The organism is Paenibacillus sp. PL2-23, assembly GCF_040834005.1.
In the GTDB taxonomy this organism is placed as follows: Bacteria; Bacillota; Bacilli; order Paenibacillales; family Paenibacillaceae; genus Pristimantibacillus.
Genome location: NZ_CP162129.1, coordinates 99,127 through 125,376 on the forward strand (window position 1 = coordinate 99,127; position 26,250 = coordinate 125,376).

27 protein-coding genes are annotated in these 26,250 nt (G+C 55.6%); 1 reads left to right on the forward strand and 26 read right to left on the reverse strand.

Features of this window, described 5'->3' with window-relative positions; translation table 11 throughout:
• Positions 1-396 precede the first annotated feature (396 nt).
• The 22 genes from AB1S56_RS00410 to AB1S56_RS00515 all read right to left on the reverse strand — a co-directional run bounded on the left by AB1S56_RS00410 (position 397) and on the right by AB1S56_RS00515 (position 22,606).
• Positions 397-2,082: an oligosaccharide flippase family protein gene (locus tag AB1S56_RS00410; protein WP_340871512.1), complete on the reverse strand. Its 1,686-nt coding sequence runs from the start codon at positions 2,080-2,082 to the stop codon at positions 397-399.
• Between the two features lie 139 nt (positions 2,083-2,221).
• Positions 2,222-2,764: a stage V sporulation protein T gene (gene spoVT, locus AB1S56_RS00415; protein ID WP_340871510.1), complete on the reverse strand. Its 543-nt coding sequence runs from the start codon at positions 2,762-2,764 to the stop codon at positions 2,222-2,224.
• 530 nt (positions 2,765-3,294) lie between these two features.
• Positions 3,295-3,477 (reverse strand): hypothetical protein, encoded by a 183-nt coding sequence (locus AB1S56_RS00420; protein WP_340871508.1) that lies wholly within the window; start codon positions 3,475-3,477, stop codon positions 3,295-3,297.
• A gap of 12 nt (positions 3,478-3,489) precedes the next feature.
• On the reverse strand, positions 3,490-4,362 hold the full coding sequence (locus tag AB1S56_RS00425; protein WP_340871507.1) for an SPFH domain-containing protein: 873 nt from the start codon (positions 4,360-4,362) through the stop codon (positions 3,490-3,492).
• 137 nt (positions 4,363-4,499) lie between these two features.
• Positions 4,500-5,576, reverse strand: coding sequence for a peptidylprolyl isomerase (locus AB1S56_RS00430; protein WP_340871506.1), 1,077 nt, complete (start codon positions 5,574-5,576; stop codon positions 4,500-4,502).
• Positions 5,577-5,665: 89 nt separating this feature from the next.
• Positions 5,666-9,193 carry a transcription-repair coupling factor gene (mfd, locus tag AB1S56_RS00435; protein WP_340871555.1) on the reverse strand — a complete coding sequence of 1,176 codons (3,528 nt, stop codon included), beginning with the start codon at positions 9,191-9,193 and terminating at the stop codon, positions 5,666-5,668.
• A 156-nt stretch (positions 9,194-9,349) separates the two neighbouring features.
• Positions 9,350-9,580 (reverse strand): anti-sigma-F factor Fin family protein, encoded by a 231-nt coding sequence (locus AB1S56_RS00440; protein WP_340871505.1) that lies wholly within the window; start codon positions 9,578-9,580, stop codon positions 9,350-9,352.
• A gap of 63 nt (positions 9,581-9,643) precedes the next feature.
• Positions 9,644-10,204, reverse strand: coding sequence for an aminoacyl-tRNA hydrolase (gene pth, locus AB1S56_RS00445; RefSeq protein WP_340871503.1), 561 nt, complete (start codon positions 10,202-10,204; stop codon positions 9,644-9,646).
• 227 nt (positions 10,205-10,431) lie between these two features.
• A complete protein-coding gene (locus AB1S56_RS00450) occupies positions 10,432-11,085 on the reverse strand; it encodes a 50S ribosomal protein L25 (protein ID WP_340871502.1) in 654 nt (217 codons plus the stop codon).
• Between the two features lie 106 nt (positions 11,086-11,191).
• Positions 11,192-12,580, reverse strand: coding sequence for a bifunctional UDP-N-acetylglucosamine diphosphorylase/glucosamine-1-phosphate N-acetyltransferase GlmU (glmU, locus tag AB1S56_RS00455; RefSeq protein ID WP_340871553.1), 1,389 nt, complete (start codon positions 12,578-12,580; stop codon positions 11,192-11,194).
• Between the two features lie 140 nt (positions 12,581-12,720).
• Complete coding sequence (gene spoVG, locus AB1S56_RS00460) at positions 12,721-13,002, reverse strand: septation regulator SpoVG (protein ID WP_028609566.1); 282 nt, start codon at positions 13,000-13,002, stop codon at positions 12,721-12,723.
• 130 nt (positions 13,003-13,132) lie between these two features.
• Positions 13,133-13,531, reverse strand: coding sequence for a RidA family protein (locus AB1S56_RS00465; RefSeq protein WP_340871501.1), 399 nt, complete (start codon positions 13,529-13,531; stop codon positions 13,133-13,135).
• Positions 13,532-13,548: 17 nt separating this feature from the next.
• Positions 13,549-14,376 carry a pur operon repressor gene (gene purR / locus AB1S56_RS00470; protein ID WP_340871500.1) on the reverse strand — a complete coding sequence of 276 codons (828 nt, stop codon included), beginning with the start codon at positions 14,374-14,376 and terminating at the stop codon, positions 13,549-13,551.
• 83 nt (positions 14,377-14,459) lie between these two features.
• Positions 14,460-15,314 (reverse strand): 4-(cytidine 5'-diphospho)-2-C-methyl-D-erythritol kinase, encoded by an 855-nt coding sequence (gene ispE, locus AB1S56_RS00475; protein ID WP_340871499.1) that lies wholly within the window; start codon positions 15,312-15,314, stop codon positions 14,460-14,462.
• Positions 15,315-15,460: 146 nt separating this feature from the next.
• Entirely contained in the window at positions 15,461-15,646 is a 186-nt protein-coding gene (locus tag AB1S56_RS00480; protein ID WP_340871498.1) for a small, acid-soluble spore protein, alpha/beta type, read from the reverse strand.
• Between the two features lie 191 nt (positions 15,647-15,837).
• Complete coding sequence (gene veg, locus AB1S56_RS00485; RefSeq protein ID WP_116050072.1) at positions 15,838-16,110, reverse strand: biofilm formation stimulator Veg; 273 nt, start codon at positions 16,108-16,110, stop codon at positions 15,838-15,840.
• Positions 16,111-16,263: 153 nt separating this feature from the next.
• Positions 16,264-17,163: a sporulation peptidase YabG gene (gene yabG / locus AB1S56_RS00490; RefSeq protein WP_340871497.1), complete on the reverse strand. Its 900-nt coding sequence runs from the start codon at positions 17,161-17,163 to the stop codon at positions 16,264-16,266.
• Between the two features lie 63 nt (positions 17,164-17,226).
• On the reverse strand, positions 17,227-18,147 hold the full coding sequence (gene rsmA, locus AB1S56_RS00495) for a 16S rRNA (adenine(1518)-N(6)/adenine(1519)-N(6))-dimethyltransferase RsmA (RefSeq protein ID WP_340871552.1): 921 nt from the start codon (positions 18,145-18,147) through the stop codon (positions 17,227-17,229).
• 1 nt (position 18,148) lies between these two features.
• Positions 18,149-18,712 carry a ribonuclease M5 gene (rnmV, locus tag AB1S56_RS00500; RefSeq protein WP_340871495.1) on the reverse strand — a complete coding sequence of 188 codons (564 nt, stop codon included), beginning with the start codon at positions 18,710-18,712 and terminating at the stop codon, positions 18,149-18,151.
• Positions 18,713-18,841: 129 nt separating this feature from the next.
• On the reverse strand, positions 18,842-19,990 hold the full coding sequence (locus AB1S56_RS00505; protein ID WP_340871494.1) for a ubiquitin-like domain-containing protein: 1,149 nt from the start codon (positions 19,988-19,990) through the stop codon (positions 18,842-18,844).
• Positions 19,991-20,466: 476 nt separating this feature from the next.
• Positions 20,467-21,246, reverse strand: coding sequence for a TatD family hydrolase (locus AB1S56_RS00510; RefSeq protein ID WP_340871493.1), 780 nt, complete (start codon positions 21,244-21,246; stop codon positions 20,467-20,469).
• A gap of 61 nt (positions 21,247-21,307) precedes the next feature.
• Positions 21,308-22,606: an HD domain-containing protein gene (locus AB1S56_RS00515; RefSeq protein ID WP_340871491.1), complete on the reverse strand. Its 1,299-nt coding sequence runs from the start codon at positions 22,604-22,606 to the stop codon at positions 21,308-21,310.
• A 267-nt stretch (positions 22,607-22,873) separates the two neighbouring features.
• Between AB1S56_RS00515 and AB1S56_RS00520 the strand changes: the two genes are divergently transcribed.
• Positions 22,874-23,128: an AbrB/MazE/SpoVT family DNA-binding domain-containing protein gene (locus AB1S56_RS00520; RefSeq protein ID WP_012772023.1), complete on the forward strand. Its 255-nt coding sequence runs from the start codon at positions 22,874-22,876 to the stop codon at positions 23,126-23,128.
• A 144-nt stretch (positions 23,129-23,272) separates the two neighbouring features.
• Here the strand turns inward: AB1S56_RS00520 and rsmI are convergent, their stop codons facing one another.
• From rsmI to AB1S56_RS00540, 4 genes are all read right to left on the reverse strand, one after another.
• A complete protein-coding gene (rsmI, locus tag AB1S56_RS00525) occupies positions 23,273-24,160 on the reverse strand; it encodes a 16S rRNA (cytidine(1402)-2'-O)-methyltransferase (RefSeq protein ID WP_340871488.1) in 888 nt (295 codons plus the stop codon).
• Positions 24,157-24,885: a tRNA1(Val) (adenine(37)-N6)-methyltransferase gene (locus AB1S56_RS00530; protein ID WP_340871487.1), complete on the reverse strand. Its 729-nt coding sequence runs from the start codon at positions 24,883-24,885 to the stop codon at positions 24,157-24,159. The genes rsmI and AB1S56_RS00530 overlap by 4 nt, the downstream gene beginning before the upstream one ends.
• A gap of 104 nt (positions 24,886-24,989) precedes the next feature.
• A complete protein-coding gene (locus AB1S56_RS00535; protein ID WP_340871486.1) occupies positions 24,990-25,385 on the reverse strand; it encodes a DNA replication initiation control protein YabA in 396 nt (131 codons plus the stop codon).
• Positions 25,386-25,446: 61 nt separating this feature from the next.
• Positions 25,447-26,250: a stage 0 sporulation family protein gene (locus tag AB1S56_RS00540; RefSeq protein ID WP_340871485.1), complete on the reverse strand. Its 804-nt coding sequence runs from the start codon at positions 26,248-26,250 to the stop codon at positions 25,447-25,449.

The window sequence follows — 26,250 nt, forward strand, 5'->3', positions numbered from 1 at the left end:
TATTTAACTCGAAGCGACCACATCTGCCTCTTTAGACGTTTGTGGCACGTCTATTTCACTTGAAATGACCATATCCGCCCCTTTAGACGTTTGTGGCACGTCTATTTCACTTGAAATGACCATATCCGCCCCTTTAGACGTTTGTGGCACGTCTATTTGACTCGAAATGACCACATCTGCCTCTTTAGACGTTTGTGGCACGTCTATTTCACTTGAAATGACCACATCTGCTTTCCGTGGCAGCTGCGATACAGTGTATCGTAATTACTGGCCCGGGTGCCACTTTCGACGTATGAACGACACCTCGTGCGACTCCTCCACTGCCTACACCCAGCGACTCCTCCGCTGCCTACACCCATCTTCTTGCTGCATCTCGCCCTATGTACGCTCGCTGCATCACTGCTCGTCCGCCGGCGGAATCAGCCGCCAGCGCCTCAGCCGCGCGGCCCACGCCTCGCCGCCCGGCAACGCGCGCCATTCGCGCGCGCTGACCACGCCCCCGCGCAAAGCCGCGGCGGCGAACACCACTGCGCCGACGGCTGCGCCCGTCAGCGCCAAGGCTGCCGCCTCGCCCCGCGGCGGCAGCCCCTGCCCGAGCGCGGCGGACAGCCCGCGCTCGGCCAAAAGCACGCTGGCGGCCATAACCGCCAGCGCCATCACGCCCGCGGCCGCGGGGCCGAGTCCCGGCCCGCGCCGCCAAGCCGGCGCATGCGGCGGGCGGAGCCCCGCAGCCGCATGGCGCAGCGCCGCCGCGCCCAGCATGGCGGCGGCGCTCAGCGCGACAACGCCGGAGAGGGCCGCTCCCTCGATACCGAGGGAGGGCACGAGAGCGGCGTTGAGCGCGCCCTTCAGCAGCGCTGCGAGGAGCAGCAGCGCGATAGGCGCCCGCGCGGAGCCAAGCGCTTGCAGCGCGGGCGCCACGACCGCGCTGACGCTGCCGGCGAGCGCGGTGCAGCCTACCAGCGCGAAGGCGGTTGTGCCCTTCGCGTCCTTGTAGAGCATGACGTTCAGCGGCTCCGCCAGCAGAACGAGCCCCAGAGCAGCCGCGCCGCCGGCCATCCAGGCGGCGCGCAGCTGCATATTCAGGCGCAGCTCCAGCGTCTGCGCCGCGCCCTGCGACTTGGCGGCGGCAAGGCCCGGCACCATAGCCGCGGCGGCCGCTCCCGCCACCATCGTGACCAGCTGCACGAGCGGGCCGCCCCGGCTGTAGACGCCGAAGAGGCTCATCGCCGCACCCTCCGCCATACCGCTCTCCCGGAGCAGCCGCGGCACCATGAAAGCGTCCACGACTCCAATAACGGGCACGACGATGGAGGCCAGCGCGGCCGGTCCGGCAAAGCTTGCCAGCCTCCGAATCTCGCCGAGCAGCTTGCCTGGGTACGGAGCAGCGTCCATCCGCTCCCGCTTCTTGGCGGAGCCTGGCCGCCAGCTTCTCGACGCCAGCAGCAGCAGTGCGACGGCCGCTCCCGCTGCCGCCCCGCTCATCACGCCGGCAGCCAGCTTGGCATCACTCCAGCCCGCCAGCAGTCCAACCTCCAGCGCTAGCAGCATGACGGCCACCCGGATCACCTGCTCCGCCACCTGCGATGCTGCGGACAAGCCCATCCTCCGCTTGCCTTGCTCATAACCGCGCAGCACAGCCACCAGCGGCGCGAACAGCAACGCCACCGACAAAATACGAATCGCCAGCGCAGCGGACTCGTCGCCGATGAAGGAGGCCGTCAGATCGGCGCTCATCCACATCAAGCCGAACGTCACCGCGCCGGTCACTCCCAGCAGCAGCAGCGCCGCTGCTACGGTAAGCCGCGTCCCCTCCTCGGAGCCGCCCTCCTCCAGACGGTGCGCGATCAGAATCGACACCGCCGTAGGAAGGCCTGCCGTCGCCAGCACCGAGATCAGCTGGTAGAACGGATAAACCGCGTTATAAATGCCGAAGACGCGATCCCCTGCCAAATTTTGAAGCGGAATCTTCTGCAAAGCCCCAATCAGCTTCGTCAGAAGAGCCGCTCCCGCCATCAGAATCACGCCGCTGCGAAGCAAGCGCAATTGGCGGCGGTCGTCCGAGCGCTTACGGCTCCCCATGCATTCCCCTGCTCCCATCCCTGCATTTGATACCTGAATTATAGCGCATATAGAGGAGCATGTTCAAAAATAAAGCCCAACACAACAAAGCTTCCCCGCTTTCGGGGAAGCCGCTGCAAGCCTTATGTGTACAGACGGGCTATTGCTCCATCTGCTTGGCGAGGAAGCCTGCCGCCGTCTCCGCCATCTTCATCTCCATCTGAGCCATCTTCACCGACTCGTCCTTGCTGAGCAGCACTACTGTGCCGATGGGATCGCCGCCTGCAATAATAGGGGATATGACGAATGAGCTGTATTCCTCCTGCAGATCCTTTACAATTTCGAACGGTCCGCCCACCGCTTCCGTCAACGTCTTGCGGTTGTCCATGCAGGTTTCCAACGTACCGCCGATTGGCTTGTCCATCAGCTCCTTCTTGGAAGCGCCCGCTACCGTAATGATGGTGTCGCGATCGGAGATCAGCGTAATATGGCCGGTGCTCTCATGGAGCGATTCCGCATATTCCTTGGCGAAGTCGCCAAGCTCGCCAATCGGGGAATACTTCTTCAGGATGACTTCGCCGTCGCGGTCAACAAAAATTTCCAAAGGATCTCCCTCACGAATACGCAAGGTGCGGCGAATCTCTTTTGGAATCACCACTCGCCCTAGATCATCAATACGACGTACTATTCCAGTTGCTTTCATTTCTTGTTGCCCCGCTTTCCTAGAGGATTGTGAATCGACTGGATACTTGCATCATTTATGATGGAATCACATCACTGAGAGCCCCACGAGGATCATCGCCGAACCATCACCGGTATTGAAAGGGGTCAAGCTTCCGAGGTGGCTTTGCTTTCGCAAAGCTGGAGGTCGCTCATCCATGTAAGTCCTGAGGTGAGGTTTTCTCAATCTGACCATAGTATTCATCCGCTCCCAGTATCTTATGCACGACCCCAGCGTACCCCAATCATGACTTTCTGGCAGCTGCTGGCGCCCCGCATCGTGCCGTCCAGGTCCTTACTATTCCCCAATCCTTGCAAGGATACCCAATCCCTCCGAGTCCTTCCCTGTCCCCTTGATCCCCCAAGCGTAAACGGCTGCGCCGTCCTTTGGCGGAGCAGCATACGTTTCGCGTTGAAATATAAGCCCAGTATAGAGAAAACTTATACTTCCTTATATTTTCAAAAAAACAGCATCCCCCGCCTCTTAGGGAGATGCTGTATGGGATCGCTCCATTATTTGTCACTCTCTGTGTCCATTCGCGGCTTGCCGAGCCTGCTCGACTTGGCCAGCGCCTCGCGCAGCAGAAACTCAATGTGTCCGTTGACGCTCCGGAACTCATCGGCAGCCCATTGCTCCAGTGCACGGTGTATATCCGGATCCAGGCGCAGCGGGAACGCCTTCTTCTCCTTAGCCACGGGAAGCGCCCCTTAGCTGTACAGAGAGCCTGTATTAATAACCGGCTGCGCCGCCCGGTCGGATACAATCGAGACCATCAGGTTGTTCACCATCGCCGCCCGCCGCTCGGCATCCAGCTCGATTCCGTTCTCCTCCAGCTTGCGCAGAGCCGCATCCACCATACCAACAGCGCCTTCCACGATTTTCTGGCGCGCCGCCACAATCGCAATCGCCTGCTGACGCTGCAGCATGGCGCTGGCAATCTCCGGCGAGTAGGCAAGATGCGTAATACGCGTCTCCCTCAGCTCCACGCCTGCCACGTCAAGCCGCTCCTGCAGCTCGCGCAGCAGCTCCGCAGCGACCTCGTCCGCATTGCCCCGAAGCGTAAGTCCGGAAGCATCCTCAAAAATATCATAAGGATATTGCGCCGCGATATGGCGAATCGCTGTCTCGCTCTGAATTTCTACGAAGCGCTCATATTGATCCACATCGAAGGAAGCCTTCGCCGTATCCACCACCTTGAACACAATAACCGCGCCAATCTCGACAGGGTTACCCTCCGCGTCATTCACCTTCAGCTTCTGGCTGTTGAAATTGCGCACCTTCAGCGATACCGTCGCCTTGGACGTCAGCGGCAACACCATCCACAAGCCGCTCTCCGTAATGGTGCCGATATACGTGCCGAAGAACGTAATCACCTTCGCTTCATTAGGCTGCACAATCACGAACGACGACAGCATAAGCAACGACAAGATGACGAGCGTTAAGCCGACGGTAATTATGATCCCCGACGGTGAATCGCTGGTCGCCTGCACAATCGTGAGCGCCGCTCCGCCTATGCCAGCCACAATCGCCACAAGCAATCCCAAATATCCGCTAACGTACAGTGCCCTTTTCTCCCTCATACGCCTCACCTCATATCAATATGATATTTTTATGATATCACTTTTTACAATATAAAACAATTGTTACTTAGCACAAAAAAGCCATTCTGCCCGCAGTCGCATCGCTTCTGCTTGCAGAACGGCTTTCATCCGCTCTCTTATTCCTTCTTCTCGTCGCCGGCTGCCGCGTCGCCAGCTGCTGCGTCGCCTGCGCCCTCTTCCTCCGCCTCAGCTTCATGAAGCGTAATGGTCAGCTCCTGCTTCGGCATGTCCTCTGTCATGAATTTCTCCAGGTACGAGTAGGCCGCTGCGCTTTTCACCTGCTCCTTATTCTCGTCGCTGAGCGCATCGTACGTTGTTTCCTCACGCTTCTCGACCTGGATGACATGGTAGCCATATTCGGTCTCGACAGGCTCGCCAATTGCGCCGATCTCCTGCTCCAGCGCCGCTTTCTTGAAGGCCTCTACCCAGCCGCCGGCCGCCTGCTTCTCATACAGGCCGCCTTTCTCCTTGGAGCCCGGGTCATCGGAGTATTCCTTAGCGATCGCCGTCCAATCTCCGCCGGCCTCCAGCTTCGCCTTGGCTTCCTTGGCGAGTGCAAGCGCCTCGTCGAGCGTGCGAAGCTCCTTGGATTCCTGCGTGGCCGGGTCCCTCTCCGACGTCGCCACCAGAATATGGCGAGCGGTGACGAGCGTGAAGTCGTTTTTCATGGTTTCGAATGACTTGTTAATATCCTCATCCGTCACCTGGGCGTTCAAATGCTCAATCGTCGCCGCGTTCAACAGAAGGAACGTCGCCATGTCTGCGTCGGTAATTCCCTTCTCCTCAACCTCAGCCGCGAACGTCTCGTCATTTTTCTTGAAGTCTTGGTAGAGCTTGAGCTGCTCGTCCACCTGCTCGCGAGCTGCCTTCAAGGCATCCTCCGAAGCTCGGGCGCCCAGAAGCTTGTACGACACATATTGCTCAAGCAGAACCTTCTTGAATTCCGGCACTTCTATAATGGACGCGTACGCCGGCTGCGACAGCGCATACAGACCCAGATATTTGTCCAATTCAGCTTGTGTTACCTGACCGTCTTTGTAGGTGGCGACGACCTCTCCGTCGCTTACGTCCTTGAACGAAAGCGAATGCCCTTTGTCGCCTCCGCATGCCGCCAGCATCGTCATGGCGAGCACTGCCGAAGCGATCAGCAGCGCCGTTCTGCGCCATGCCGATTTCCTTGTACTGTGGAACATGCCAAATCCCCTTTCGGTATGTAAGCTCAAAATATGGTTGCTCAATATATCGTATTGTAGCAGATCGGCGGCACCGATTGCCAATTTTGCTAGGAAGAGGCGTTCTGCAGCTGCTCTTTGCCCGTGACGGCTTCGCCGAAGCCGTCCATAAACTTCTCGCACAGATGGAGCTTCTGCTCCATGCTAAGGCCCTTGCCACGCAGCAGAATGGTCTGCGGCGCCTCTTGCTCCGCGCTTTGCTTGAACCGGTTCTCAAGCTGCAGGCAGAGCTGGTCCACCTTCTTCCGCGCAATACGCCCCTTCATGGCGTCGGACAGGCGCAGAATCAGATCATCGCCCTTCTGGCTGATGGCTTCGATGCCGAATTGGGCCCCGTATATTTTGAGCCGCGCGACTGACATGAGATTGCTGACGGCCTGCGGCAGGTCGCCGAACCGGTCGATCAGCTCATCCATCAGATCATCCGTCTCCGCAAACGATTTGGCCGCCGCCACCTTCTTGTAAATCTCGATCTTCTGAATGCTGTCATAGATATAGTCGGAGGGCAGATACGCGTCCACGCTTATATCGATAACCGTGTTGACGACCTTCTCCTCCACCGCCTCCACGCCGCTCATCTGCTGCTTGCGTTTCGCAATCTCCTCCGCCAGCATCTGCGAATACATATCGAAGCCGACAGAGGCGATGAAGCCATGCTGCTCCGCCCCCAGCAGGTTGCCCGCGCCGCGGATGGACAAGTCGCGCATCGCGATCTTGAAGCCGGAGCCCAGCTCCGTGAACTCCTTGATCGACTGCAGACGCTTCTCCGCGACCTCCGTCAGCACCTTGTCCCGCTGATAGGTGAAGTACGCGTACGCGATCCGGTTGGAGCGGCCGACCCGTCCTCTCAGCTGGTACAGCTGGGACAAGCCCATCTTGTCCGCGTCGTGCACGATCAGCGTGTTCACGTTGGGGATGTCGACGCCTGTCTCGATAATGCTTGTGCTGACAAGCACGTCAGATTCACCGTCGAGGAAGTCGAGAATCGTCTTCTCCAGCTCCTGCTCCGACATCTGGCCATGGCCCACCGTCACCTTCGCGTCCGGCACAAGCTCATTGATCGCCTCCGCCATCTGATAGATGCCCTGCACCCTATTATACAAATAGTAGACCTGGCCGCCCCTGGCAAGCTCGCGCTCGATGGACTCTCGCACAAGAGCCGGGCTGTATTCGACGACGTACGTCTGTACCGGGAATCGATTCTCCGGGGGCGTCTCAATAACAGACAAATCCCGTACGCCCAGCATAGACATGTGCAGCGTGCGCGGAATAGGCGTAGCCGTCAGCGTCAGGACGTCGACGTTCGTCTTCAGCTTCTTCAGCTTCTCCTTGTGGGAGACGCCGAAGCGCTGCTCCTCGTCCACGATCAGCAGCCCCAGCGATTTGAATATGATGTCCTGGGACAGCAGCCGATGCGTCCCGATGACCACATCCACCGTGCCGTTCTTGAGCGACTTGATCGTCTCGTTCTGCTCCTTGCGGGAGCGGAAGCGGCTAAGCACCTGAACATTGATCGGGTAGCCGGAGAACCGCTCGCGGAATGTCTCGTAATGCTGCTGAGCCAGAATCGTGGTCGGCACGAGCACAGCCACCTGCTTGCCCTCCATCGCAGCCTTGAACGCTGCCCGGACAGCAACCTCTGTCTTGCCGTAGCCGACGTCTCCGCACAGCAGGCGGTCCATTGGCTGCGACTTCTCCATATCCCTCTTGATCTCCTCGATAGCCCGCAGCTGGTCTCTTGTCTCGTCGTACGGGAACATCGCTTCGAATTCCTGCTGATAGGTCGTATCCTTGCTGAACGCGTAGCCTGGCGTGGACTGCCGCTGCGCGTAAAGCTTGATCAGATCATCGGCAATGTCCTGGACGGAGGCTCTCGCTTTGCTCTTCGCCTTCGTCCACTCGCTGCCGCCCAGCTTATTGATCTTCGGCTCCTTCTCTTCATTGCCGACATACTTCTGGATCATGTCCACCTGATCGATCGGCACGGACAGCTTGTCGCCGCCGGCATAGACGATATGCAGGTAGTCGCGGTGGATGCCGCCGATCTCCAGCGTGCCAATGCCCACGTACTTGCCGATGCCGTGGTTCTGATGGACAACGTAGTCGCCAACCTTCAGCTCGCTGTAGCTTTTGATCCGCTCGGCATTGTCGATCTTCTTGCCCTGGCTTCGCTGCTTGCGCTGCTTCTGCGAGAACATCTCGCCTTCCGTAATGACGACCAGATGCGAGGAAGGCAGCTCGAAGCCCTGCTGCAGGTTGCCCTCCAGCAGCATCGGCGCTTCTATGCTGTAATCGTCGAGCACGCGGCGCAAGCGCTCGATTCGCTCTGCGCTTCCCGCCAGCATCATCACCTTCGTGCCGATCTTCTTCCAGCGATCCATCTCAGCCTTCAGCACGTTCATCTGGCCGTGGAAATTTTGCATGGAACGGCTGGTCATGTTCAGAATATTTTGCGGCTGGCTATGCGGAATTTGTCTCAGGAACAAGGATAAGAACAGGGTCTGGAAGGGACGATGATGCAGAACCTCATCCGTATCGCGCGCCAGCGCAAGACCCGGCAGCGACTTGCCGTTCTGCAGCAGATGGAGAGCCCACTCGCTCTCGTCCCGCTCCAGCTGCTTCGCCGTCTCGATCAGCCGGGTCGGTTCGTCCAGAATCAGCACCGTATCGCTGGGCATATAGTCCATAATGGTCTGCCGCTCCGGATAGAGGAGCGCAATATATTTGTAAATCTCGGGGAAGTACACATGCTCCCGCAGCTTCTCCAGCTCGCTGCCCATCTCGGTGCGCAAGCGGTCCTTCGCCGTGCGGTCGGTCATCTTCTCCAGCTGCTTCTCCAGCAGCAAGCCGGCATGATCTGCCGCGTTCCTCATACGCGCCGCATCCGCGACAATCTCCTGGCACGGCGTGACCACGTAAGACTCCAGCCGGTCGGCGGAGCGCTGGTCAGCGGGATCGAACAGGCGAATGGAGTCGATGTCATCGCCGAACCATTCGATACGGCAAGCCTGCGCGGCCGTCAGCGGATAGAAGTCAACGATGCCGCCCCTCACGCTCATCTCGCCCTTGGATTCCACCCGATCTACTCTCACGTAGCCTAACGCCGTCATTTGGCGGAGGAAGTTCTCGATAGGAAGCGCGTCTCCTACACGCACCTCAATCTGGGAATCCGCCATGACGCTGCCGATCGGCAGGTAGCGCCGGACACCGGAGAACGGCACGACAACAAGCCCGCGAAAGCCCTTGGACAGCTTGATCAGCACGTCCATTCGCTGCGCCAGCGTCTCGGGACTCGAGATCGCCGCCTCCGCAGCCATCAGCTCATTCGCAGGATACAGGAGCACCTGATCAGGGGACAAACATTCTTGCAGATCCTCCGCGATCTTCTGCGCGGAGAACATATTATGCGTCACGACGAGCATGGGACGCTCTACCGCTTCCTCTAGCGCCGCGATCAATACTTGGCGGGAAGAGCCGGCGAGACCGGATACCATCTGCTCACGCATGCCTTTGCGAATACCCGTCAGAATAGACTGAACGTCTTGATCCGCGGCAAAAGCTTGGATTAGCGCTTTCAACGTTTGCGGCACCTCTTTTCTATACACAACCAATACCTGCTAGCCTTGCAGGTTCATAGAGCTTCAATCACGAAATAACCTGGACCTGCCCACGCAAAAACAGCTACATCCGGCCAAGTTGGCGGCATAGCCTGTTCTCGCGTGTTCTATCCGGGATTATTGCAGGGGGTTGCCGACCAGCAGCAGATCCGGATTGGAATCCAGCGCTTCACTGCAGTAATCGCACACAACCTTTACCGTCACGTCTCCGTTTGAGTCATACGCTATTATATCGCTGCGCTCTTCGGGGGTCAAGGAATGGAAGCCTAGCTGCTGCTCCGTCACGGATGCGGTATTCAGCGAGCCAATCGATGTTTTGCAGTGCCTGCATATATAGTTTACAGCCATATGTATGCCTCCTGAAGTTTCATTATACCCTTCAGTATGCCCCGTATGGCCTCTCTTTAACGGCTAACGGTTAAACTTCGCCATCGTCTCCTCGAATGGCGCCTTCAAGCTGTATTCCGCCGCGTCGCATGCCTGCTGGATCATCGTCTCCAGCTTGTCCTTCTCCGCCTTCGGGAAGCTCGACAGCACGTAGTCGGAGATGACGATGCCGGGCTGAGGACGGGATATGCCCATCCGAATCCGGTTGAACGTCTGTGTGCCGAGATGCTGAATCAGCGACTTGATGCCGTTATGGCCGCCCGCGCTCCCCTGATAGCGAAGCCTCAGCTTGCCAATCTCCGTATCCAGATCGTCGTAGACGACAATCATATCGGACAGCTCTGCTTTAAAATAGTCCATGAACCCCCGAGCCGATTCCCCGGACAGGTTCATATAGGTCATTGGCTTAATCAACGCCACCTTCACGCCGCCGACATTCCCTTCCCCGATGAGCGCCTTGCACTTGCTCTGCGTGACGGAGATGCCCCACCTCTTCGCCAGCTCGTCCACGACCATAAAGCCGACGTTATGGCGCGTATCGCGATAGGCTGTGCCCGGATTGCCGAGCCCTACGATCCATTTCATATTGGTCCTCCTCTAATCCCTTTACCCTTCTACCTTGTAATGTAGCATACTCACGCAGCCATTGCGAAGCTTTTGTCCATCTCTGTCCTCCATCCAACGCCTGTCATCCCGCATCAGCAGACCGCAACAAAAGGCCGTCCCTTGCGCAGAGCTAAGCTCTGCGCCAAGGACAGCCCTCCTTGCCGCTCTATGTGCCCGCAAGCCGCTTCGGCATTGCGCGGTCTGTTCTATGTGCTGGTCGCGATCTCCTCATGGTTCGCTTCCTCCGAGCGAGATTCCGCTTCCTGCAGCTCCGCATCTTGCGCTTCCGCCTCCGCTTCGCTCAGCTCTTTCTGCGGCGCAAGCACCGTCACCACCACGAGCTGTGGATCGGATTTCGCTTCGACGCCCTGCGGAAGCTGCAGATCGGACACGGTCAAGCTGCCCCCGATCTCAAGCTCGCTGACGTCCACCTCGACAATCTCCGGAATATCGCTCGGCAAGCATTGCACCTCCAGCTCATGCAGCACCAGTGAGAGAATGCCGCCTTCGCGCACGCCAGTGGAATCGCCGATCGCTTCAATGCGAACATTCGCCTTCACGGCTTCATTCATATTAATCTGGTGGAAGTCGACATGCAGAAGCTTGCCTGTTAAGGAATCACGCTGCACGTCGGACACCATAACGGAATGCTTGCCGGCCGACGGCACATCAAGCTCCAGCACAGCGTTGGGATGCGAACGAAGCAGCGCGGACAGCTCCTTCTCGCATACGGATACCTGCGAAGCGTCCTGCAGACTCCTGCCATATACGATGCCCGGCACCTGGCCGCTGATCCGCAGCTTGCGCAGGTCGCCTTTCGTGGCGCCGGCGCGCTGTTCGACTTTCATTGCTATAGCCATATGGAACCCTCCTCGAGGAAATGGAATTCCATATAACTTTACCCACATGCGCCGGAAATTAATCACAGGGCGCCACATGCGCCCGCCAGCCCGGCATGGAGCGTGGTTATTGCCCGGCCCGTTCCTTCTTCGCCTTCGCGCGCGCGCGAATCTTCTCCGCATAGCCTGGCTTGTTCACCTGACGCTCGCGCGCGATCGCCATATCGCCCTCCGGCACATCCTTGGTGACCGTCGTCCCAGCCACCACATAAGCGCCGTCACCGACCTTCACAGGCGCGATGAGATTAACGTTGCTGCCAATGAACGCGCCGTCGCCAATTTCCGTTACGGACTTGTTGAAGCCGTCATAATTGACCGTAATCGCGCCGCAGCCGATGTTCACATCCTTGCCGACCTTGGCGTCGCCAACGTAGCTGAGATGGGACACCTTCGCGCCATCGTCCAGCTGGGCGTTCTTCAGCTCCACGAAGTCGCCGATCTTGCAGCCTCGGCCCAGCTTGGAGCCGGGACGCAGGTAGGCGTAAGGGCCTACCGAGCTGACCTCGCCGATCTCGGAATCCGTGACGACGGAATATTTGATCGTGGCGCCATTATGCACCACTGCGTTTGTCAGCTCAGAAGAAGGACCGATGACACAATCCTCGCCGATGACCGTCGCCCCGCGCAGCACTGTCCCTGGATAGATGACCGTATCCGCGCCGATCTGCACGCTTGCTTCGATATATGTATTCGCGGGATCTATTATGGAGACGCCGTTCAGCAGATGCTTGCGGTTCAAGCGCTCTCTCATATGGCGCTCCGCTTCCGCCAGCGCCACTCGGTCATTCACGCCGATCGCCTCCGCGATATCCTCTGTGCAATAGCCCTGCACCACCTCGCCCGCTTCCTTCAGCAGACCAATGACGTCGGTTAGATAATATTCGCCCTGGGCGTTCTGATTCGTCACGCGGGACAACGCTTGGAACAGCTTGCGGTTGTCGAAGCAATATGTGCCGGTGTTGATCTCCCGCACCAGCAGCTCCTCCGCCGAGCAATCCTTATGCTCCACAATACGCTGCACCGTGCCGTCTTCGCCGCGAATGATTCTGCCGTAACCCGCAGGGTTATCGAACGACGCCGACATGATGGTAGCAGCTGCTCCGCTTGCTTCATGCAGCTCCAGCATGGAGCGCAGCGTCGACGCCTGCACAAGCGGCGTGTCCCCGCAGATGACGATGGTGACGCCATCCTCCTGGCCCAGCAGCGCTTCCGCCTGCTGAACGGCATGCCCCGTACCCAGCTGCTTCTCCTGAAGCGCAAACTCCGCCGCGTCGCCGAGACGGGATTTCACCAGCTCCGCCCCATGGCCTACAATGACAACCGTCCGCTCGCTCTGCGCTTCCTTCACCGCGTCCAGCACGTGGCTGACCATTGGTTTGCCGCACACAGGGTGCAGCACTTTATATAATTTCGATTTCATTCGTTTGCCTTGTCCTGCCGCCAATACGATCGCCATTACTTTTCTCAATGCATGACCCTCCCTATCTCCTGCCAATCCTCACATGAATATAGCTCATATTACAAAAAAAGAAAAGAGAGCCAAGGCTCTCTTCTCCTGTACAAAACATCTAGCCGCAGCTCCTGGCGGGACTGCAATTAAGCGCCTTCTTCAATTGCTACCTCTTCGGCCGCGCGCTCGTATTCAGCCAATACGGCAGCCTGAATCTTCTCACGAGTCGTGGAAGAAATCGGGTGAGCGATATCGCGGAATTCACCATCCGGAGTCCGTTTGCTAGGCATTGCAACGAACATACCATTGTTGCCGTCGATGACACGAATGTCGTGAACGACGAATTCGTTATCAATGGTAATCGATGCGATCGCCTTCATGCGTCCTTCCGAATTCACACGGCGGAGTCTGACATCAGTAATTTGCATTTGTGTTCACCACCTTTGCCTATCTGAGACTTGGTGTATACTTCCACGTTTTTTTGCCAATTCCTGCTGTCTTTTTGGTAAAAAGATGCTCAATTTAAAATATTTTTTCTAGTATGAATTTTTTTCGTTTTCATTCGACAGAAGTCGATGCAATGACCTCTATTTCGACAAGGACGTCCTTCGGAAGCCTTGCTACCTCTACGGCCGAACGGGCCGGCTTATGCTCTCCGAAGTAGGACGCGTAGATCCCGTTGACCGTCGCGAACTGGTTCATATCCTTCAGGAACACGGTGGCTTTCACTACATCCTGGAATGTGGCGCCCGCTTCCGTTAATACCGCTTTCAAATTGCGGAACACCTGATGCGTCTGCTCCTCGATGCCGCCCTCCACCAGAGCGCCGGAAGCGTCCAACGGAATTTGGCCGGAGGTGAATAGCAAGCCGCCCAGCTTGATCGCCTGGGAGTATGGTCCAATAGCAGCTGGCGCATCGGTTGTGGAGATAACCTGCAGCTTAGCGTTTGTTGTCATCGTGAAATCCTTCCTCTCTAGCCTTTGAAATAGTTGCCCGGAACAATAGTTGTCTGCTTGGTCTTCAAATCTACGGCCGTCAGCTTCGCTAAGGAAACATAGTCCTCCAGCAGCCGCTCCTCCAGCTCGACCTCTCCTGATTCCACGAACACGCCTACGCCGGCCACTGTCGCTTTGAATTCATAGAGAAGATCCATCATGCCTTGAATCGTGCCGCCAGCCTTCATGAAGTCGTCGATGATCAGCACATGGGACTCTTCCTTAAGCGCTCTGCGCGCAAGCGACATCGTCTGGATCCGCTTATTGGAGCCAGACACATAATTGATGCTTACGGCGGAGCCCTCTGTCACCTTGTTGTCTCTGCGGACAATGACAACCGGAATGTTCAGGCATGCGGCGGTCGCGTACGCGAGCGGAATGCCTTTGGTTTCTACCGTCATAATGACGTCAATTCGTCGATTGGAGAACGCCGTTGCGAACATCCGGCCTACGTCGGCCAGCAGCTCCGGCTGTCCCAGCATATCCGTCATATACAGATAGCCGCCGGGCAGCACGCGGTCGGGCTGCTCCAGCTTCAGGCAGACCTCCTGCATAATGGCACGCGCCGTCTCTTCTTTCATCTGCGGCATATATTTAACGCCGCCTGCCGCCCCCGCCAGCGTCTGCAGCTCGCCGATGCCTTCTTCCTCGAACACTTCTTTTATAATCGCCAAATCCTCGCTGATGGAGGATTTCGCGGATTGATAGCGATCTGCAAATGCTGTTAGCGAAATTAACGTGTGGGGACGAGATAATAGGTATTGCGTCATTTCTACGAGCCTGGAGCTCCGTTTCAACTTTTTCATTGCGATGTCCCCCCACTAAATCCGAATATTATATTGACAATATAACATTTTTATACGGATTTAATCAAGATGGAACGTCACAGCTATGTAAGCATTCTTACCACGTATACCTCTTTGCAGTAGCCTCTTAATCCATTATAGATGCGAGGGAGCTTGGCCTCCTTGGATACAAGGCCGAATACGGTCGGGCCGCTGCCCGACATCAGCACGCCATCCGCGCCGAGGCGGAGCATGCTCTCCTTGAGCTGCATCACTTCGGGATACAGTCCCAGCGTGACGCTCTCCAGCACATTGCCGAGACCGCTGCACATATCCTGGAACGAGCCTCTCGCCAGCGCGTCTCGCATATTGGCGATAGATGGGTGCTCCTTCAGCTCATTGGCTCTCAGCTTGCCATAGACGTCAGCCGTAGATACATTGATGGGAGGCTTGGCGAGTACAACCCAGCACTGAGGAGGCTGATCGATAGGCTCCAGCTTCTCGCCTCTTCCCCTCGCTATAGCAGTGCCGCCTGTCACGCAGAACGGCACATCTGAGCCCAGCTCAGCGCCAAGCGAGCACAGCTCCTCCTCCGAGATGCCGAGGCCCCATAACCGGTTCAGGCCTCTCAGCGTCGCCGCGGCGTCGCTGCTGCCGCCAGCCAGACCAGCTGCGACGGGTATATTTTTGTCCAGGTGAATATACACGCCCTTGCGGACATCATACCGGTCCTTGATCAGCCTCGCGGCCTGGAAGGCCAGGTTCTTCTCGTCCAGCGGAATAAAGCCCACCTGGCTTGATATAATGATTGTATCCCGCGGCAGCTCCTCCATCTCAAGCCGATCCGCAAGATCCACCATCGTCATGATCATTTCTACTTCGTGATAGCCGTCGTCGCGCTTCCGCAGCACGTCTAGAAGAAGATTTATTTTGGCTGGGGCTTTCTCATATATTTTCATCCGTTACCGTTCTCCCGTTCACTCATAAGCTTATCCCCCATTATAGCAAAGCAACACAATAAAAGCTAAACCCGCGGCAGCTGCCGTAAGCAGCTTCAGGTTTAGCTTCATCTCGAAATGGTCTTCCTATCTGAGAATGCCAGCGGCTATGGCTGATGGGACCTCGCAGCCGCCTGCTCCGCCAGCTGAATCGCCCGCTTCACCATGTTCCCGGCGTCCTTGGCCTTGATCCCGCCCCAGCCTTCCTGCTGCACGGTGTTGTAGAACCCTAAATCCTTGGCAAGCTCATACTTCAGCTCCTCCGACATTACGCCGCGTCTTCTGCGACCCACGAGCAATCCCTCCTGTTCACGCGCTTGGCGCGTAGTCTAAGATGCCAATCCCCATACTGCTAGTATGTGTCGCGCTTATCGGATTATACGCCTTGCGCTCAGCCCGCCGCAGCCCCATTCCCGGCAAGAAAAAAGACGCAGATTGCTCTGCGTCATCAGCCCGCTTCGGGCTTCACGAAACGAATGTCAGTCTATTGTTGAAAAGCGATGCGTACTTGACCCTCATCATTGCACACGGTCACTTCCACGGATTCTGTCAGGATGTCCGCATAGCTGTAGGATACACGCTTGAACGCGTGCTGCTCCTCATCCAGCTTGACAATGAACACAGAAGGGTAGATTTCTTCCAGCGTGCCGGTACGTTCAATGGTCTTTCGGCGACCACCGTTCGCCCGTAAACGGATTTTGGAGCCTACATGAGCTTCCAAGCTGCGTTTTATATCCAACAGCGCATTTTTTGCCATTGTCAGCTACCACCTCTTTCCTTGTCCATTATAACCAAGAAAAGAGGATTTGTCAAACAAGCAGAATATTATATCAGTAGGTCATTTCTCTTGTCAACGGTCATTTCATCCAATTTTAAAATTCGATGTTAGCCTGCCCAATCCCCCGCGCATCTATGCATGGTACGCTTGGCTGGATACCGCCCCGTACGCTGAACCCGTCTTGGGCTTTGGCAGACCTACACGGTATCGGCCCATGGTCTCAATGCCTCCGACGCCGTCTATTCCGCTGATGGTGCCGTGAATCACCTCATGCAGATCAATGGATTCACGAATCGACGTGTAGCTGGACTTAATGGCGATGTATACGGGATCAAGCGCGTGAATCAGAATGCGGCCAGGGGAGCTTGCGAAGTTGGAGCCGGCCTGCAGCAGCGCTTCGAAATGGGATTGGCACGCTCCGGCGACCACGACAAGACCATCCCTGTTCTTCTCGTATTCCCTGGCGACCCGCACCGCATTCACGAAGTTCTGGGAGTTCTTGTAGCTGCTGAGGCTGTACACCTCGTTAGGAGCGCGATTCTTCAAGACGCCGTCATGTCCGGTAATGACCACAATATCCGGCTTGAGCTGCGGCAGGAGCCGATACAGCACATCCGCCATCTGGGATTCATGCAAATAAAGCCCGTGAGCTGGCACTTGCATCGTCTGATACAGCTGCATGCTTTTCTTCAAGTAATTGTTGTCGCCGTCCAGGTGAAGCACCTTTCCCGGCATCTCGAAGTAATTCGTATTCTGCTTCTCGGGCAGACGAATGGTATTCTCTGCGGCTATGCCTTGCCGCTCCCTGGCGTTGCGCATTCTCTTCAGCGACTCATTCACTTTGATGCGCACTTGCTGCACCGCGCGCGTCGCTTCCGGATCCTTCACGACCGACAGATCAGGAATCGGCGCATCCGCCAGCAGACGGTAGTCCGTGCCTTTCAGGACGGCATTATGCGTACGTACTTCTTCGACACGGAACAACACGTCGCCGCCATATGATTTACGGACGACCAGGTCCCCTTGGTTCATAGGTCACTCACCTCTTCGTCTATCCTATGGGCGGATACTCCGAATGGTGACCACTTTCTGCCGCTATCCTCGCCAGCCCTCCGCCAGCATGCTCTTCGACAGAAGGGCGAACTCCTCCAGCGACAGCGTCTCGCCTCTGCGGCTGGGGTCGATGCCGATGCGGTTCAGCATGGCCGTCAGCTCCTCCCTGCGCTCCTTGCCGACGAATGCGGTCAGATTGTTCATCAGCGTCTTCCGTCTCTGCGCGAAGCTCGCCTGCACCACCCGGAAGAAATGAGCTTCATCCTCCACCTCAACGGCAGGCTTCTCCCTTACGGACAGCTTGATGACGGCGGAGTCCACATTGGGCTGCGGGATGAAGACGGTATGCGGCACCGTGCATACCAGCTTCGGCTCGCAATAATATTGTACGGCGACGCTCAGGCTGCCATATTCCTTGCCGCCTGGCTTCGCTGCCATACGCTCCGCCACTTCCTTCTGAATCATGACCACGATATGCTTCAGCGGAAGCTTCTCCTCCAGCAGCTTCATCAGAATCGGGGTGGTTACGTAATAGGGCAGATTCGCGACGACGCTTACGCCGCTGCAGCCCTCGAAGCGCTCCTCGAACAGCTTAGCCAGATCAAGCTTCAGCACGTCGCCATGCACAATCCCAACATGCGGCTTGTCCGCCATCAGATCGCCTAGAATGGGGATCAGACGCTGATCGATTTCAATCGCGGTAACCTTGCCCGCCTTCTCAGCCAGCCGCTGCGTCAGCGCTCCGATGCCCGGACCGATCTCCAGCGCTCCGCTGTCGCTGGATAGCTCTGCCGCGTCGACAATTCGGCTAAGGATATTGCCGTCAATCAGGAAATTTTGCCCCAGGCTCTTCTTGAAGGAGAAGCCGTACTTGGCCACAATGTCCTTCGTCCGCTTCGGCGTTCCAATATCGCCGGTCCCTCCCGGCCTTGCTTGCGCGCCCACGGGGGCCTGTCCATCCATGCTAGCCATTATGGTATCCCTCCTTGTTCTGCTCCATCTCTCTCAGCGCTTCCTCGAATTCCGCTTTCGTGATCCGGAAGCTTGTGCAGCGCTTGAAGAACTGCTTGCCGTTCGCATAGCCGATGCCCAGCAGCTTACCCATGGCGAGGCGCCTGTCCGCCGCTTCCGGATGCACGATCAAGCCCGCTTGGATCAGATCGTCCCAGCCAATCTCGCCTGATCCATCCTCCGTAGTGTCTGTGCGCAGCTCGGACAACGCCTGCTTAATCGCCTCCGGACTCGCGTTCTCAATGCCGATATCGCCTTTGTAGTATGCCTTCTCCTGGGGCAGGAACGCATGCTTGCAGCCCGGCACATGACGGGCTACAATCTTGCGTATCCGCTCACCCGCATGATCGGGATCGGTGAATATAATGACGCCTCTGCGCTCCATGGCGAGCGCGATGCGTCGCAGCACATCGTCTCCAATCGCAGAGCCGTTCGTCTCTATCGTATCAGCGGCTACGGCGCGCTTGATCGCTGCCGTATCGCATTTGCCCTCCACCACGATAACTTCCTTAATCACTGACTTCCGTCCTTCCTGTATGTTCCCATAGCCACAGCATATCCTACCTTTCCGGAACTTGCAAAAATAAGAGCTGCCTCCCGAGGTCTTATGCGACCCCGGGAAGCAGCCCTCCCGGTACCTATCCGATTAGCTGGCCGTCGGCTTGTTCGGTCCCAGAATATAGACCGTATAGCCTGTCTTCTTGCCAAATTTCGTAGCGTGACTGCTGCTATCGAAGTAGACGTCAATCTTATTGCCCTTTATAGCACTGCCCTTGTCCTCGGCTCGGCGGAAGCCGATGCCCTCGATATAGACCCACCAGCCAATAGGAATGACAGTCGGATCGACAGCGATGGTTCTTCCCTCACTGACGCGAGTGCCCGAGGCCGTAATGCCATATTGCGGATGGTCCTCCGTCTTGCCCGTCGACTCTACGCCAGCCGAATAAGCGGTCAGCGTCACGTTCTTGAGCACCTTCTTCGCTCCGAACGTGTAGCCGCCCTTGGTGACGGTCATGACGCTCGGGCTTTTGCTCGACAGCACAGTGACCTTCGGCTCAGGCTTCTTGGTGCCTACGACCACAACCTGATCCACAGCCGCTGTCTGTACAACTTCGCTGACGTTCTTCTTGGATACGAGCACGCCGTCCTCGTATATCTCCTGAACCTGCTCCACTACAACGCCTTCCTGGCCAGTCTGAATCACTTTCTCCTGGCCTTGAAGCAGGGTCGGGTCTTCCTTCTTCACGATAGAGAATGGCACGGCTTTCTCCAGCTCGGACACCTTCGTGTCCACACGCACTATAGTTACTTCGTCTTCCGCTTCCAACGCGCGGTCCAGCGGAGGACTTATTTGATCTTCACTTCGAAGGGATAGATTCAATTCCTCTATCGCCGCCTGTACCGTCTTCTCTGTCGTGTACACCGTTGATGTCTTGCCATCAGCCGTTACATGAACCGGAATCGCGTGATTCACCACGATACGGTCCCCGTCCTTAATCGGTGAATTAAGGGGAATGGATACCTCGTCATGAGGTCCAATTGTAATAGCTTGTTCATCCAGTAGGCGTTGCAGGACCCATTGCTTTGTTTCCACAACGGTTTCTTGTCCATTCACTACTACGGAGACGCTCTTGACAGCCGTTCCGTACAACAACACCAAAAACATGAAAGTCATAGCGATTGAGATTGTAGCGCTCAACATAATCAAACGCAGGTTTCCATGCTTCCATCGCATTGCGAAAGTCATGCTGGATGATCGTTTCCCATGGGTGTCCTTCATCGGGAGTAAGCCCACTTCTTCGGTCCTCCTTCATAGCCCCGCCGCCAAGTGTTACGCATGTTACAACTGACGCGACTATTAGAAAATTGGCGTGCAAGCACGCGCTCCAGTAAGCTTAGCATCTCACCCCCTCCTGATAACCCTATGTCGACGATGTCCCGTTTATTCTGGCATGTGGCGAAGATCTCGTCGAAAGGAAGAACGTGTGGTAGGCGCCTTAAGCGTTCACGATAGGATTAGGGGGAGGAGAGAAATATGAGGTCATGAGCCTGATTGCTAGCCTGGATTTCTAGGTGAAGCTGATCATTCCCTAGAATTTAACGAAAAGCTCTGATTTGAATGATACCTTCATCGGAGCCTTGCTGTAAAGAACCGATAAAATGCGATTTTCATGAAAAAAGCAGGAATTGTTTGAAAAAACGGTTGAAATCAGCCACTAAAATCAGTTTTATTGCTTGATTAGTCTTTATTTCTCTCGTTTTAGCTCGTTTTCATTCAAGTCCAAAACATTTTTTACCGTTTTCAGCTGTAATTTGAGCGATTTCCTCCATCGTTTTGCCCTTAATTTCGGCCGCGGCCTGGGCCACATAGGCTACATAAGCAGACTCATTTCGCTTCCCTCGAAATGGATGTGGTGTCAGATATGGGGAATCCGTCTCAATCAATAATCGGTCCATCGGCACTCTCTCCAGCACCTCTTTGGGCACCCTCGCATTCTTGTAAGTGACGGGTCCTCCGAACGAAATATAGAAATTCATATCGAGGCATAGCTTGGCCGTCTCCCAGCTCCCCGAGAAGCAGTGCATCACACCGCCAACCTCGGCCGCGTTCTCCTCCTGCAGAATGCGGACGATATCCTCATGCGCGTCGCGGTTATGAATGACGATCGGCTTCCCCACCTTCCGCGCAAGCTGGATTTGCTCCCGGAACACACGCTGCTGGACCTCCTTCGGCGAGGTGTCCCAATGATAATCCAGGCCGATCTCGCCGATGGCTACCACCTTCTCATGATTGCATAATGCCTCAATCCAGCCCAAATCCTCCGGCTTCATATGGATGCTCTCCACGGGATGCCAGCCAACCGCCGCGTATATGAAATCATATTTTTCCGCAAGCGCCATTGTTGTGGGAATCGTCTCCCGGTCGAAGCCGATATTAACCATAAGCTGGACGCCGGCAGCTCTTGCTCGTTCAATCACCGCCTCCCGGTCCTCGTCGAATTTGTAGGAATCGAGATGGGTATGCGTATCGAATAGGAATGGCAGGTTCATGTTTGTCAGTTCTCCTTACATGTATGAAATGGAATAGGATAGGATAGGATCCCCTTGTCTTCTAATCCAGCTTGAACAGCTGGCGCATCCGATCGGAGAGCAGCGACTTGTTCGCCCTGAGCGGCTCTTCTGGAAAATACAGATGGTACTGGCCCTGGCGAAGCCCCGTAATGGAACGAACAATGTCGGATTTGACGGAAATTTCACTGATTCGATCCTCGTTGTCCAGCAACAAAATCGGAGCTTTTTCCCGCTTTTCCCCGTTATTCTGATCGGGTCGATACACATCATACGGCAAGTCGAACGGATAGTCGATTTCCATATGATAGTCAGGATTGAGCCCCGCAGCGAGCAGCGCCTCCGCCAATTCAGCCAGCCATGTTTCATCCGGGTTCTCAATGGTTACATATTTGTAGAGCTGTCTATTTAGGAACCGCAGACACAAGTCGCTGAGCAGCTCATCAGGCTCATCCGCCCATTCGGCGAATGCCGTCTGAGCAAGCGATTCGTCCAGCTTCACATAATCCTGCAGGCTGAGCTGGTTAGCCAGCAGCTTCTCCAGCGGCTTCGCCATCCACTTGAAGGTGTAGCCCTGACCGTGGAGCTCCTGCGCTCTGCGGAATATTTGTCTCAATATAATCTCCGAGCTTCTTGTAACAGGATGAAAATAAATTTGCCAATACATCTGATACCGCGACATCAGATAATCCTCCACGGCATGCATGCCGCTTTCCTTGACCACGATCTTGCCGCGATAAGGCCGAAGGACGCGCAGAATGCGCTCCAGATCGAATGTGCCGTAATTGACCCCTGTATAATAGGCGTCCCGCAGCAAATAATCCATCCGATCCGCGTCCATCTGGCTGGAGATCAGGCTGACGACAATCGGCTTCGGATACGTCTTCTGAATAACCGCAGCGACCTTGGCAGGGAAGTCCTCGCCCACCTGGCGAAGCACAGCGTTAATATCCGTATCGCCGAGCAGTATAGCGCAGGTCCACTCCTCATGATCGGTATCGAATATGTCCTCCAGCGAATGCGAGAAGGGACCGTGGCCCACATCATGCAACAGAGCGGCGCACAAGGAGACGAGCCGCTCCTCCCGCGGCCAATCCGGATATTCGTTGCGCTCGAACAACGATATGACACGGCGTGTGATCTCGTAGACGCCCAGCGAATGCGAGAACCGGCTGTGCTCCGCTCCATGGAAGGTGAGGTAGGTCGTACCCAGCTGGCGGATCCGGCGAAGCCGCTGGAACTCCTTCGTATTAATGAGATCCCAGATCGTCTGGTCCTGTACATAGATGTAATGATGCACAGGATCCTTGAATACTTTCTCCTCCGTTAATTTGCCTTTCATGTTATCATCTCCTTTTGTTCAAAATTTCGACACAACTCATACGAATAATGTCGAATCGTGTCGTAGAATAGTTTCCAAATTGTCGAAGCTGATGTATTCTATTACAGAGCAATATTTTTACTATATCCCGAAGAAGTCTTGTTATTACTGCAATTTGGCAGCGATTTGTAGTTGACTGTTTTGGGAAGAGTTGGTATCATAGAGTCATAGAATTCACAAACATTGTCGAACGATGACGAATGTAAAACCTTGAGAGGACTGATAGATATGATGAAATCCACTGGTATTGTACGTAAGGTTGACGAGCTGGGCCGCGTTGTCATTCCGATTGAATTGCGTCGTACACTGGGCATTGGCGAGAAGGATGCGCTTGAAATTTATGTGGATGGCGAGCGCATTATGCTGAAGAAATATGAGCCAGCATGTATCTTCTGCGGCAACGCGGAGAACGTTTCCTACTTTAAGGGAAAAATTGTTTGCCATATTTGTTTATCAGAAATGCCTTCTCCTGTGACAAAATAAACAAAATCGGTTATAATCAATTTATACCATATCACTTTGTTAATTCTAACCTTTTTATACTCCTTTTTGCCTTCCTGCGCTAGAACCCGGCCAGGAAGGCCCTTTTTTTTTAGAAAGTATATTTTCGAGCAGCTCAAGATATAGCTACCGGTTCACTTCATTGTATACGTCCCGCTTCGGAAGCCCCCGATCCAATGCTGTCTGCTTAATTGCTTCCTTCCGATCCATGGTCGCTTCATAATGAGCGACATGCTCTGCCAGGCCAAGCTCCGTCCACCAGGCGCTGCCTGCATGCTGCTCGCTAATGTCCGCTTCGCTGGCGCCATCCACGATAAGGCATATTTCGCCCAGAGGCGAATGCTCCTCGAACCAGGTGATACACTCCGATACCGTACCGCGTACAGCCTCTTCATGCTTCTTCGTTAATTCCCTAACAACGGCCATTCGCCGATCGCCGAGAGCCTCGAGCATAGCGGCCAGCGTCTTCGTCAGACGATGCGGCGACTCATACATCAGAACCGTCGCCTGCTGTCCAGCCAGCTCCTTGAGCCATTGTGCCAGCGCCTTCTTCTCCCGCGGCGGAAATCCAGCGAAGAGGAAGCGATGCGTGGGCAGCCCCGACATGATGAGCGCAGACAATGCCGCGTTGGCGCCTGGGATCGGCACGACGGCGATCTGCTGCTCTACAGCCTCGGCGACCAGATCGGCTCCTGGATCGGAGATGGCCGGCAGGCCCGCGTCGCTGACGAGCGCTATAGACTTGCCCTCCAGCAGCAAGCGGATGAGCTCCGGTCCGCTTGCGGCTTTGTTATGCTCATGGTAGCTGACGATCCGGGTGTGAATGTCGAAGTGGGTCAGCAGCTTGCGGCTCTGTCTCGTATCCTCGGCCGCGATCAGATCCACTTCCTTCAAGATACGAATGGCGCGCATCGTCATATCCTCCAAATTACCGATAGGAGTGCCGACCAGATAGAGGGTTCCGCTCTCATCCCCATTGCCGCTTGCGCCCTTGTAGCTTTGTTGTCTCCTCATACGATCTGGACTCCTTCTTCGTTATAGACCATAATGGGCGGCAGCAGACGAATATCCGGCTTGCCATCACGAGTTGCTTCTATTAATACCATGTTCGCTTCAGCTTGCGCATGCGGATGGACGAATTGTATACGCTTCGGCTCCAGCTTCCAACGCCGCAGCGTCTCTACGATATCCAGCAGTCTGGCTGGCCGATGAACCATAGACAGCTTCCCGCCCGGACGAAGCAGCTTACAGCAGGCAGAGCCCAAATCATCCAGTGTGCAATGAAGCTCATGCCTGGCGATAGCATAATGCTCATTCTCGTTATGATCGCCCGCTGTCACCGGCATATACGGAGGGTTCACGGTAATGGCGTCATACACGCCATTCCCCGCTATTTGCGGATACGTGCGGAGGTCCTGCTGCAGCACGTGTATCTGCTCCTGCAAGCCATTCATCGCCACACTTCGTCTTGCCATATCCGCTAATCTAGGCTGAAGCTCGATCGCGTCGATGGTTGCTTTGGTTCTTCCCGACAGCAGAATCGGAATCACTCCATTGCCAGAGCATAGATCCGCGATCCTTCCCCCACTTCTCGGTATATTCGCGAATCGGGAGAGCAGCACCGCATCCAGAGAGAAGCTGAATACCTCTCTGCTCTGAATAATGCGCAGTCCCGTCTCGGTCTGCAAATCGTCAATGCGTTCCCCTGCGCCAAGCGCAATGAATGGTTGTTCGGTCACGGCTCGTCTCTCCTTTATTTCTTCCATCATAACGTACATCGGTCTATTTTCAAAAAAAATGAGCCGCCCTTATAGTAAGGACGGCCTGTCGATACGAAACTCGCTTATTTGTTGAGGAAGGACAGACAGAACAAGCAGTCGCCCTCCGTCCGCAAGTGACCGTAGTACACATTGCAGATATGGAAGCCTTCATGATAGATCCGGGATAAGTTATCATGCCCTTCGCCAACCGCCACGCCGTTATCCTCCATCCGTTCCTGACGGGACGTATCGGATTTTGGTTTCTTCTGCGTATGCCGCGCCGCCGATATGACAGCCTCGCGTTCCGCGGTTGTCTCCCGCTTGAATACTTGGCGCAGCTGATGATTCTCCATGCTGAGCCTGTTGTTCTCCTCCAGCAATTCCTTCACCTTCTGCTTGAGGGCGCTTAGCTCGGCATGAATTTGGCCTACCCGGTTATCCAAGTCATCCATTTGATCGAAAATATCCCTCTTCTCCAAGTTCCCACCCCAGAACTTCAAGCGTGAGCGTTACCTCACCTATTTGATGAAACGGTATTGCCTATTTCACAACGACATCATCCAGCGGTAATTCCTTTGGCTTGCCTGGGATGTCAAACAGCTGCACATATACGCTCTTGGTTCCCGCGTTAATGCCTGTCACCTTGCCTTCACCGTAGGAGGTGATGACAATCTTGCCAATGGCCGGCAGCTCTTCCCGCACGCTCTCGTAATTGTCATGCTCGTATTTGAGACAGCACATCAATCTTCCGCACAAGCCCGAGATCTTCGTAGGGTTCAGTGACAGATTCTGATCCTTGGCCATCTTGATCGACACAGGCTCGAAATCGCCTAGCCAGGAGGAGCAGCACAATACGCGTCCACAAGGCCCTATGCCGCCGAGCATCTTGGCTTCATCGCGCACCCCGATCTGTCGAAGCTCAATTCGAGTGCGGAACACGCTGGCCAGATCCTTGACCAATTCACGGAAATCCACACGCCCTTCAGCGGTGAAGTAAAAAATGATCTTGTTGCGGTCGAACGTAAATTCGACATCAACCAGCTTCATCCGAAGCTGATGGCTCTTAATCTTCTCCAGGCAGGTTGTAAAAGCGTTCTTGGCCGCTGAGCGGTTCTCTTCGACTACCTGGGCATCCGAATCACTGGCGATCCGGATCACTTTCTTCAGAGGGAGAACAACATCCGATTCACCGACTTGCTTCTGTCCCACCACCACTTTACCGTATTCGATCCCGCGAGCGGTCTCAACAATAACATGCTGGTCCTTCTCGACAGGGTGATCGACCGGATCAAAGTAATAGATCTTGCCCGCTTTCTTAAAGCGGACACCGATGACATTATACAA